Consider the following 10,289-nt stretch of genomic DNA (forward strand, 5'->3'; position numbering starts at 1 on the left):
GCGCCTGCATGATGTGGCAGTTGGCGCACACCCGCGGCTCGGCGCTCAGGTAGGAATGGCCTTGGGCGTAGACGAAGGCATAGCCCCCGATTCCCAGCACCACGCCCGCCAGGACGGCCAGGACCACCAGCCAGGGCGTGCCGCCCCCCATGCCGCGTCGCGGCGCTGCTCGTGCCGTGTTCACATGCGCTCCCGTGTTCTCTGTTCTTGATAGGCGGGCGGCGCCGGGCCGACTTGATGGCCATCAAGATTGAACACCCCCTCTCCGTCATTCCCGCGGAGGCGGGAATCCAGTGCTTCCGAATTCAGCTGCGCGCGATCGATGCGCGCGACACAGTCCATCGCGCCATCTGTGCCGCGCTGCGTTCGTTGCCCTCGGCCCGGCACAGGACGGATTTGTCCGCCTCCTCCATGTCCTCCGGCGCGGATGGGAACCGTTGGCCGTGATGGCGCCGCGCCCGCGCCTCCCCCTTTACTTCCGGAGGCGGACAAACCCGTCCTGCGCCTGCAGCGTGGGAGCGAGGGGCGATCGGTTCCTCCACGAGCCGTGACGCAGCGCTGCGCCGTGCGTACGACGGGCCCGGGTTGCCGGGGCCCGTTCATCGCGCGATGCAGGCCCGGAGGGGGTTTGTCCGTCTCCGGAAGTAAAGGAGGAGGCACTGGCTTCAGCCAGTGCCGGGGGACATGGAGTGAGGCGGACAAACCCCCTCCGGGTCGGCCAGACCAACGACCCCGCTGCCCCACCGGCCTGAACGACAGGCGAAAAAAAGCCCGCGAGGCTTGCGCCAAGCGGGCTGGAACGGGGCTGGAGGGCCCCGAGGAGACAATCAGTGCGCCATCGAGGGATGGTCGGTGTGCGAAGCCTTGTAGACGCTGTCGTCCGCTGCGCCGGTCACTTCCAGGGCGGCCGCGGCGCCCTTGCCGACGCGCGAGAGGGCGTGGTCCACCAGCAGGTAGCTGCCGGGGTACTGGACCTTGAACTCCACGATCGTCGCGCCGCCGGGGGCCACCAGCGTGGTCTGCACGTTTTCCTTGACGGTGTTGGTGGCGCCTTCGCTGTACACGCGGTCGAAGATCTCGCCGATCAGGTGCAGCGAGGAGACCTTGTTCGGGCCGCCGACGCCGAAGTACACCCGCACCGTCTCGCCGGCCTTCGCCGTCATCTTGTATTCCTTCGTCAGCGCGCCGACCGCGCCGTTGAAGGTGAAGTAGGTGGGCAGCTCGTCGGAGGCGCGCTGGTCGCTGAACTCCTGGTGGCCCTTGGCGCCGGCGGCGTGGGTGGTGTACACGTCGCCCTGCATCACGTAGTACTCGCGGTCCACCTTGGGCAGGCCTTGCGGCGGCTCGACCAGGATCAGGCCGTACATGCCGGCGGAGATGTGGTGCGCCACCGAGGGCGTGGCGCAGTGGTAGACGTACAGGCCGGGGTTGAGCGCCTTGAACGTGATCGTCTTCGACTGGCCGGGCGCGACCTGCGTGTGCGCGCCGCCGCCCATGCCGCCGGTGACGGCGTGCAGGTCGATCGAGTGGATCGCCTTGCTGTTGGCGGCGTTGGACAGTTGCAGTTCCACCGTGTCGCCCTGCTTCACGCGCAGCATGGGGCCGGGCACCTTGCGGCCGAAGGTCCAGTAGGTGAAGGTGGTGCCGTCATCGAGCTTGCCTTCGAGTTCCACCGTCTCGATGCTGTACTTCACCAGCTGCGGCGCGCGCTTGCCGATCGCCTGCGGCACGGCGGCCGGGTCCCTGGCCACGCTCACCGCACCGGCGGCAGCGGGCGCCAGCGGCGCGGGCGCGGCGGCGGCGGCGGCGCCGAGCACCGCGGTGGGCTTGGCGGCGGGAGCGCTGGCGGCGGACGCGCTGCCCGTCACTTCGAGCACGCCTTCCATGCCGATCTGCCGGTGGCCGGGGACGGAGCAGTAGTAGCTGAACTTGCCCGGTTGCGTGACCTGGAAGCTCACCTTCACGGCGCCGGTCGCGGCGCTGAACTTCTTGGAGGCGACGTCCAGCTCCGGGATCACGATGTCGTGCTCGGCGCCTTCGCCGCTGGAGATGGTGATCTCCACCGTGTCGCCGACGTTCGCGCGCAGCACCGGGTTCACCTTGCCCTGCGCGTCGAGGTACACCATCTTGCCTTCGGCCATGCCGGTCTTCAGGACGATGCGCTGCGTGGCCTGCTTCGCGGCGGCGGCCGGGGCCGTGGCGGCAACGGCGCGCTCGGAGGTCAGCGCGGTGGCGCCGATGGAACCGATGAAGGGCGAGGCCGCGAGCACCACGGCGGCGGCGATGGGGAGGGGGGCGAAGATGCGGGACGACATCTGAAATACCTTGCCTTTTGTTCGCGGGTGGGGCCCCCGCGGGACCAACAGCCTCGTGAGCCGTTGATGTGAATTTAGGGTTTTCCCGGATGTCGTGATTTGATGCAGCGCAATCGAAGGTGCATTCGCAATACACCTTCAGAGTCCGCCCCCCAGACGAAAAAAAGCCCGCAGGGCGAACCGTGCGGACTCCAAGGGCAGGAAAGGGTTGCGGTGCCGGCGCGTCAGCCCGGTTGGCCGTCCAGGCGCGGGCGCGTGAGCACGTTCCAGTAGCAGACGAAGTACATGGCGAAGCCGGCGGTCCACAGCGCGGCGGAGCACAGCACGGCCTGCATCATGTGCGACGGTGCCACCAGCGGCACGATCACGCGCGCGAAGGCCGCCAGCGCGACCAGCACATAGCAGGTCACGTCGCGCCAATCGGCGCGCAGCGGCCGCGCCGTGTGGCCGCGTGCGGTGCGCGTGATCATGCCGATCACCAGCCCGCCGATGGCGCCCACGGTGAGCGCGTGCACCGCCGCCGACGAAGCCACCCAGCCGGCCGCATGGAACCCGCGCAGCGCGAGGTGCACCGGGATCCAGGCATACGCCAGGTGCAGCACCCACACCAGCGGCGTGCGCAGCGTCACCCACGGCTGCCACAGGATCCAGCGCGCGAAGTGTGCCACCGCCGCTACGGCGGCGATGGTGCCCACCAGCCACATCGGTGCACCCAGCGCATCGGCGGCCAGCAGCGCCAGCACGGAGCCCAGCGCCACCGGCTCCAGCTTCGGGTGGCGGCGCGAGGCCGCGCCGGGCACGCCGTTGATGGTGAACATCGGGATCACGCGGCCGCCCATCACGCAGAGGATGAACAGCACCACGTCCAGCCCCACCTGGATGCCGGCCCAGGCGGGCAGGGCGATCGCGCCGAGCTGGTTCAGGTGCACCGTGAGCGTGGCCGCGGCCATCAGCAGCAGCAGGCCGACGAAGAAGTAGTTGCGCTTGTTGCGGGCCTGCACGAAGGGGATGGCCAGCGCGATCGCGGCCGCCAGCCGGAAGGCGGTGTTGGCCGCCGCGGCGAGCCACCCGTAAGGCGTGAGCACCAGCACGCGGCCCGCGAGCCACAGCAGCGCCAGCGCCGCCAGCTTGCCGCCGGTGGGCGTCGGCCGGCCGGTCCAGTTGCGCCCCGCGGTGAAGAGGAAGCCCACGATCACCGCCAGCGCGAAGCCGAACAGCATCTCGTGCGCATGCCACAGCGCGCCGGGCAAATAGGGGGCGGCGAGGTGGCCGGTGAACTGCAGGGCCCAGAGGCCGATGGAGACGGCCGCGAAGGCGCTGGCCAGCAGGTAGAAGGGCCGGAAGCCCAGTTGCCAGAGTGCGAAGCCGGCCGGCGCGGTGCGCGCGGGGGTTCGGTCGATGCGGGGGAGGCTGCTCATGGTCATGGTCGGGTGCTGGTGACGCGGCGCGGCCCGTGCCGCTGCCGCCAGGCCAGCGCGGCGCCCACCGCGGTGGCGGCGAACAGGGCGATGGCCAGTGCGTTGAAGAGCGCGCCCTGCGCGCGCAGCTGGAAATTGAAGCTGCCGGCGGCCAGCCGCTCGATCAGCGACAGGTGCAGGGCCGCGAGCGGCAGGTAGAAGAAGTTGCCCCACTGGAGCTTCACGCGCGTGACGGCAGGCAGGATCACCGGGGCGTGGCCCATGATCATGCTGACGATGAAGCCCAGCCCCAGCGCATGCAGCGCGATGTCGCGCGCGCCCAGGCCGAGCGCCGTGCAGGCCCAGGCCACGCCGGCGATCGCCAGCCACACGTAGCCGCTCAGGAGGCAGACGGCCATGTAGCGCGAAAGCCCCTCGGCGCGCACGGTGCGGCGCGCGATGTCGAAGGCGAGCAGCCAGCCCGAGAGGGCGCACAGCGCCGCGCCGAACAGCACGCCGCCGGCGCGCGGCGCCAGCGCCGAGAGGGCGGCGCCCCAGGCAAGCAACGCGAGCACGAGGTGCAGGGCCAATTGCGCGCCGGGGCGGCGGCGCATCAGGCGCGTCATCTCGAGACGCTCCGCCGCGATGGTGACCACCAGGAAGGCGAACCACCAGGGCAGGACGGCGGTGCTGCTGGCGCCCAGGGCCAGCAGTACGTTGCCGGTGAACCAGGCCACGGCGCTCGCGAGCAGCAGCGCCGTGTGGGCCGCCGGCTGCTTGCGCAGCAGCAGCACGTTGACGGTCACGAACACGCCCGAGCCGAGCACGAAGAGCAGGGCGGCCAGCTGCGGCGCATCGGCCAGCAGGGCGAGTGCCGCGAGGCCGGAGGAAAGCGGGGCGAGCCAGGCGCCCGCGTGCTTGAAGGCGACGGCGCGCTCGATCGAGATCACCGTGCCCATGAAGCCGCACATCATGAGCGCGGCGTGCGACAGCGCGGCACGGGTGAGCCAGGGCGCGTCGGCGGCCACCGGCAGGGCGATGCCCACGCGCAGCAGCCCGCCGGCGATGCCGGCCAGCAGCGACGCGGCCACGCAGGCGACCAGCGCGCCGCCGAGGGCGACGCGCGGGTTCACCAGCCCATGAAGCCGCGGGCTTTCTCGCTCATGCGCTCCGGCGTCCATGGCGGCTCCCAGACCAGCTCCACGTGGATCAGCATGTCGGGCGGCAGGTCCCGATCGAGCTGGGTTTCGATGTCTTCGATGATGATGTCCGTGACGGGGCAGGCGGCCGACGTCATGGTCACGTTCAGGTCGATGCGGTTGTCCTTGACGACGACGCCGTACACGAGGCCGACGTCGACGATGTTCATCGCCACTTCCGGGTCCACGACCCGTTCGAGCGCGGCGACGAGGGTGGGCAGCAGCTCCTGCGGCCCGTCGTAGAGGAAGCGGTTCTCGTCGGTCATGGTGCGGTGGGCGCGCGGCGCGCCTTGCGGACTGCGGCGTCCCGGTCCACGAACAGCACCTGCGCGAGCTTGTGCCGGTTGTTGACCAGGTCCGCCAGGGTATAGCGATCCAGCACTTCGTAGAAGGCCTCGATGGCCTCGCCGAGGATACCGCGCAGGCGGCAGTCGGGGGCGATGGCGCAGTCGCCGTCGGTTTGCCCGAAGCATTCGGCGAGCTGGTTCATGCCTTCGGTCTCGCGCACCACGCTGCCGACGACCATCGCCTCGGGCGGCATGCCCAGCTCCAGCCCGCCGCCCTTGCCGCGCACGTTGCTCAGCCAGCCCTGCTTGCCCAGGAAGTGGACCACCTTGACGAGGTGGTTCTCCGAGACCTGGAAGGCGTTGGCGATCTGCGCGATGGTGGCGCGGTCCTTGGGCTGGGCGGCCAGGAAGATCAGCACGCGCAGGCTGTAGTCGGTGAAGGTGGTGAGTCTCATGGGGGCTCCCTGAAGGCAAAGGCCGGCTTGCGCCGGCCTTTGCTGCTTGCTTACCGCGTCGCGGTGGCGATTTCGCCGGTCGGTACTGCTTGCGGCGAGGTGCCGCGCCGCAGCAGCCGGAAGGCGTAGACCGCGAGGAACACGCCGCCGATGGCGAACACGATGTCACCCGGCACGCGCAGCCAGACCAGGGTTTCCATCACGCTGGAGTGGATGATCTCCGGCGAGCGGGCGTACCACAGGCCCTTGGTGACGCTGGCCCAGGCCTGGTAGATGCCGGCCGGCAGCAGGGACAGGAAGACCATCATCCCGAGGCCGATGTTCAGCGTCCAGAAGGTGGGCTTGAGCAGGCTGTCCGCATGCAGGTTGCGGGCGTACAGGTTGCGCAGGCAGAACAGCATCAGGCCGATGCCCAGCATGCCGTAGACACCGAACAGGGCGGCGTGGCCGTGGGCAGCCGTCATGTTCAGGCCTTGCACGTAGTACAGCGAGGCGGGCGGGTTGATCGCGAAGCCCAGCAGGCCGGCGCCGACGGTGTTCCAGAAGCCCACGGCGACGAAGAACAGCACGGGCCACTTGTAGGCGGCAAGCCAGGGGGTCGCCTGCGAACGCTTCCAGTTCTGCAGCGCTTCCAGGCCGATCAGCGTCAGCGGCACGACTTCCAGCGCGGAGAACACGGCGCCGGCAGCGATCACGGACACCGGCGTGCCGGTCCAGTACAGGTGGTGCAGCGTGCCCAGGATGCCGCCGAACAGGAACACGATGGTCTCGGCGATGATGGCGCGGTTGGCGCTCGCGGCGCGCACCAGGCCCAGCTTGGTGAAGATCAGCGCGATGACGGCGGTGGCGAACACCTCGAAGAAGCCTTCCACCCACAGGTGGACCAGCCACCAGCGCCAGTATTCGACCATCGAGTAGTGCGTGTGCTGGCCCCAGGCGAGCGAGCTGGCGTAGAAGCCGCCGATGCAGACGGCCGACAGGAACACCATGGCGATCAGGCCGCGGCTCTCCGAAGGCTTGGTCAGCGCGGGCCACAGGGCGCGGCCGAGCAGCAGGGCCCAGAACAGCAGGCCGATGAACAGCAGGATCTGCCAGACGCGGCCCATGCTGGTGAATTCCAGGCCCTGGTTGCCGATCCAGAAGGAGAAGTCGACGCCCTGGTGCTGCAGGTTGCCCAGCCAGCCGGTGGCGTTGGAGCCGACCACGATGAAGAGCAGCGCGTAGAACAGGACGTCCACGCCCAGCTTCTGGAACCTGGGTTCCTTGCCGCCCAGCAGGGGGGCGATGAACAGGCCGGTGGCGAGCCAGGCGGTGGCGATCCAGAACACGCCCAGCTGGGTGTGCATGGTGCGGCTGGTCACGTAGGGCAGGATGTCGCCGATCGGCAGGCCGAAGAAGGACTGGCCTTCGACCGCGTAGTGGGCGGTGATGGCACCGAGGCCGATCTGCGCCAGGAACAGGCCCACGACCACGAAGAAGTACTTGCGGGTGGCCTTCATCGACGGCGTGGCGGTCAGGCCCAGCAGCGGGTCGGCCTTGGGCGGCGTGGATTCCTCCTCGTGGCGGCCGGCGCCGTGCAGCCACAGCATGGCGGCGATGCCGGCGAGCAGCAGGATGATGGAGGCCATCGACCACATCGCCGAGGCGGTGGTCATGGTGTTGCCCACCAGCGGCTCGTGCGGCCAGTTGCTGGTGTAGGAGACGCCGGTCTCGTTCGGGCGGTCGGCGGCGGCGGCCCAGGAGCTCCAGAAGAAGAAGGCGGTCAGGGCCTGGCGGTCGGCGGCCTCGGGGATCTCGCCGCTGCGCATGGCGTACTGCTCGCGCAGCTTGTCCAGCGACGCGGCGTCGCCGAACAGGGCGTCGTAGTGGCCCGCGACTTCGCGGATGGCCTGCGCGCGCGCCGGCGACACGGTGACCGTGCCGGTCGCCTTGTCGTAGGTGTTGGTGCGCATCTCCTCCTTCACGGCGGCGTCGATGGCGCCGCGCTCGGAGGCCTTCAGCGCGGAGGCGTCGTTGGTGATCGCCTTGATGCGCAGGGACTGCAGGGTGGTCGCTTCGCGGTGCAGCCAGTCGGCCGACCAGTCGGGCGCGACGTAGGCGCCGTGGCCCCAGACGGAGCCTTGCTGCTGGCCGCCGGAGGCGAGCCAGACCTGCTGGCCCTTCTGGATCTGTTCACCGGTGAACAGGACCTGGCCGTCGGTGCTGACGACCTTCTGCGGGATGGGCGGCGCCGATTGGTAGATCTGCCAGCCCAGGTACGACAGGTAGCCGAAGGACAGCACGAAGATCAGTGCCAGCCAGCGCCACAGGGTATTGCTGCGTGTCATGGTGTTCTCGTTCCTCTGCAAGGTCGCCTTTGCTCAGCCGCCGCAGCCCCCGCCGCAGCAGCTGCTGCCGCCGTCGTAGGCGCTGCCCGCCTTGATGCGCTTGATCGCGACGCGCCAGGTCTGCGGGCCTTCCTCCAGGTAGGTCCACTCGAACTGGCCGGGAACGAAGTTCTCGAACTGGAAGTACAGCGGGCGCGGGTCGTGGTTGTTCACCAGCTCCATCGCCTGGCCGGTGGCCAGCTCGCCGAAGGTGGCGAAGATCGTCGCGTGGCGAACGTGCGGCGGGATCGACTGGGCGTCGATGCGGACTGCGGTCTGGGTCATCGTGGCTCCTTGCCTCATAAGGTGCATTTGGGATGCACCTAATATCGCGGAAGGGCCGCCGGGGCCATTTGATCTGGGTCAAAGGTCCATTTCAAATGCACCTTTCACCGCCACCGCCGCAACGCCACGCGGTCGTCCCCGCGCGGGCGGGGCGCCGGGCCCTGGGTCCCCGCGTGCGGGGAGCCAACGTTCAGGGGCGCGCCTGGCCGCCGCTCGCCAGCACCGCCGCCTGCACCCGCGAGCTCACGCCGAGCTTGCGCAGGATGTGCTGCACGTGAATCTTCACGGTGGTCTCTGCGATCTGCAGCGTGCGGGCGATCTCCTTGTTGCTCGCGCCGCGGGCGATCTCCTGCAGCACCTCGTGCTCGCGCGGGGAGAGCTGCGCCGCGCCGTCCGGGTGGGGCGTCGGCTCCGGGGCCCCCAGGGTCAGCGCCTGGCCGCCGTGCGCCTGCAGGGCGGCCACCAGCCGCGTCATCAGCTCGGGGCTGATCACCGGCTCGCCGCGCATCACGCGCTGGATCGCGTGGACCAAGACGTCGCCCTCGATGGTCTTGAGCAGGTAGCCGTTCGCCCCCGCGCGCAGCGCGGCCTGCAGGTCCTGTTCGTCCTCGCTCACCGTCAGCAGCACGATCTTCGCCAGCGGCGCAGCCTCGCGCAGTTCGGCGATGGCCTGGATGCCGGTGGCGCCGGGCAGGTGGTTGTCCAGCAGCACCAGGTCCGGCTGCAGGGCGCGGGCGCGCCGCACCGCCTCGACGCCGTCGGCCGCTTCGCCCACCACTTCCACACCGGGGTCGGCCGCCAGCAGGGCCACCAGGCCGCGGCGGAACAGGGTGTGGTCGTCGACCACGAGCAGGCGGACCGGGGCGGGCATTGTCATTCTCCTTGGGCGGCCAGCGCTGGCGCAGCCGGTGCCGGGGCAGGGTCCGTGGCAGATGCCGCGAGCGCGGCCGCCGGGCCGCCGGCCGGGGTGGCCCCCGGCCCGCTGGCAGGCAGTTCCAGGGTCACCGTGCAACCCGCGCCCGGGGCCGAGCGCACCTGCACCCGCGCGCCGATGCGCACCGCCCGCTCCTGCATGATGCGCAGGCCCACCTGGGTGGCGTCGGCGCCGGCACGCGCGGCGTCGAAGCCGGCGCCGTCGTCGTGCACCTCGAAGCGCCAGTGCGGCGCCGGCTGCACCCGCAGTTCGACCTGGCTCGCATGGGCGTGCTTGCGCACGTTGGACAGCGCCTCCTGCAGGATGTGCAGCACCTGCACCTGCACGTCGGGCGCGAGCGGCACGCCGTGGCCTTCCATGACGAGGCGCGCGGGCAGCCCGGTCTGGTGCTCGAACTTCTGCAGCGTGGTGCGCAGGGCCGGCTCGATGTCCTCGGCCTGGGTGCGGGTGCGGAAGTGCAGCAGCAGCTCGCGCACGTCGGCGTAGCAGTCGCGCACGCCGGTCTCCAGTTCCGCGATGCCGCGTTCGACGGCGGCGTGGTCGCCGCGCTGCTGCGCCTGCCGCGCCAGGCCGACCTGGATCTTCATGAACAGCAGGGACTGGGCGATCGAATCGTGCAGCTCGCGCGCGAGCAGGCCGCGCTCCTCGGCCACCGCGGCCTCGCGTTCGAGGGCGGCGGCGCGCTGGCTCTCCAGCGCGCTCGCGAGGTGGCTGGCGAGCGCATCGAGCAGGTCGCGGTCCTCGCCCGAGAGCGCCAGCTTGCGGCGGTAGAACAGGTTCACCTCGCCGAGCAGGCGCTCGTGGATGCGCACCGGCACCGACACCACGGTGGCGAAGCCGGCGCGGGCGCAGTGGCCCAGCGTGGGGCGGGTCGCGTCGGCGATCGGGATCACGCGCGTCTGCGACTGCGCCGTCACCTCGCCGCAGTGGCAGGCGCCCGATTCGATGCAGGCGCCGGCTGCGGCGATGTCGTCGGGCAGGAACTCGTGCGCCACCAGCAGGAAGCGCCGCGGCTCCTGCCCGCACAGGCGCACCGCCGACGCATCGGCGG

10 protein-coding genes are annotated in these 10,289 nt (G+C 70.5%); all 10 read right to left on the reverse strand.

Features of this window, described 5'->3' with window-relative positions; all coding sequences use genetic code 11:
- The coding region (locus VFM98_RS25090; RefSeq protein WP_325112612.1) for a hypothetical protein at positions 1 to 184 on the reverse strand (184 nt) is incomplete at its 3' end.
- A gap of 643 nt (positions 185 to 827) precedes the next feature.
- Complete coding sequence (gene nirK, locus VFM98_RS25095) at positions 828 to 2,315, reverse strand: copper-containing nitrite reductase (protein WP_325112613.1); 1,488 nt, start codon at positions 2,313 to 2,315, stop codon at positions 828 to 830.
- Positions 2,316 to 2,539: 224 nt separating this feature from the next.
- On the reverse strand, positions 2,540 to 3,733 hold the full coding sequence (locus tag VFM98_RS25100) for an NnrS family protein (protein WP_325112614.1): 1,194 nt from the start codon (positions 3,731 to 3,733) through the stop codon (positions 2,540 to 2,542).
- Positions 3,734 to 3,735: 2 nt separating this feature from the next.
- Positions 3,736 to 4,845: a hypothetical protein gene (locus VFM98_RS25105; protein ID WP_325112615.1), complete on the reverse strand. Its 1,110-nt coding sequence runs from the start codon at positions 4,843 to 4,845 to the stop codon at positions 3,736 to 3,738.
- On the reverse strand, positions 4,842 to 5,177 hold the full coding sequence (locus VFM98_RS25110) for a metal-sulfur cluster assembly factor (protein WP_325112616.1): 336 nt from the start codon (positions 5,175 to 5,177) through the stop codon (positions 4,842 to 4,844). Before VFM98_RS25110 ends, VFM98_RS25105 begins: the two co-directional genes overlap by 4 nt.
- Positions 5,174 to 5,653, reverse strand: a complete 480-nt coding sequence (locus VFM98_RS25115; RefSeq protein ID WP_325112617.1) for an Rrf2 family transcriptional regulator — start codon at positions 5,651 to 5,653, stop codon at positions 5,174 to 5,176. Before VFM98_RS25115 ends, VFM98_RS25110 begins: the two co-directional genes overlap by 4 nt.
- 50 nt (positions 5,654 to 5,703) lie before the next feature.
- Complete coding sequence (locus VFM98_RS25120; protein WP_325112618.1) at positions 5,704 to 7,980, reverse strand: nitric-oxide reductase large subunit; 2,277 nt, start codon at positions 7,978 to 7,980, stop codon at positions 5,704 to 5,706.
- Positions 7,981 to 8,013: 33 nt separating this feature from the next.
- Entirely contained in the window at positions 8,014 to 8,304 is a 291-nt protein-coding gene (locus VFM98_RS25125; RefSeq protein ID WP_325112619.1) for a DUF2249 domain-containing protein, read from the reverse strand.
- Between the two features lie 190 nt (positions 8,305 to 8,494).
- Positions 8,495 to 9,181, reverse strand: coding sequence for a response regulator transcription factor (locus VFM98_RS25130; protein ID WP_325112620.1), 687 nt, complete (start codon positions 9,179 to 9,181; stop codon positions 8,495 to 8,497).
- Positions 9,178 to 10,289: GAF domain-containing sensor histidine kinase (locus VFM98_RS25135; protein ID WP_325112621.1), on the reverse strand; the 1,112-nt coding region annotated here is incomplete at its 5' end. The genes VFM98_RS25135 and VFM98_RS25130, both read right to left, overlap by 4 nt.

It is taken from the genome of Ramlibacter sp. (genome assembly GCF_035706265.1).
Classification (GTDB): domain Bacteria; phylum Pseudomonadota; class Gammaproteobacteria; order Burkholderiales; family Burkholderiaceae_C; genus Ramlibacter.

Bases quoted from the DNA above. Each gene is read 5' to 3' on its own strand.
- nirK (WP_325112613.1), bottom strand. From the start codon at position 2,315: ATGTCGTCCCGCATCTTCGCCCCCCTCCCCATCGCCGCCGCCGTGGTG.
- VFM98_RS25100 (WP_325112614.1), bottom strand. From the start codon at position 3,733: ATGAGCAGCCTCCCCCGCATCGACCGAACCCCCGCGCGCACCGCGCCG.
- VFM98_RS25110 (WP_325112616.1), bottom strand. From the start codon at position 5,177: ATGACCGACGAGAACCGCTTCCTCTACGACGGGCCGCAGGAGCTGCTG.
- VFM98_RS25115 (WP_325112617.1), bottom strand. From the start codon at position 5,653: ATGAGACTCACCACCTTCACCGACTACAGCCTGCGCGTGCTGATCTTC.
- VFM98_RS25120 (WP_325112618.1), bottom strand. From the start codon at position 7,980: ATGACACGCAGCAATACCCTGTGGCGCTGGCTGGCACTGATCTTCGTG.
- VFM98_RS25125 (WP_325112619.1), bottom strand. From the start codon at position 8,304: ATGACCCAGACCGCAGTCCGCATCGACGCCCAGTCGATCCCGCCGCAC.
- VFM98_RS25130 (WP_325112620.1), bottom strand. From the start codon at position 9,181: ATGACAATGCCCGCCCCGGTCCGCCTGCTCGTGGTCGACGACCACACC.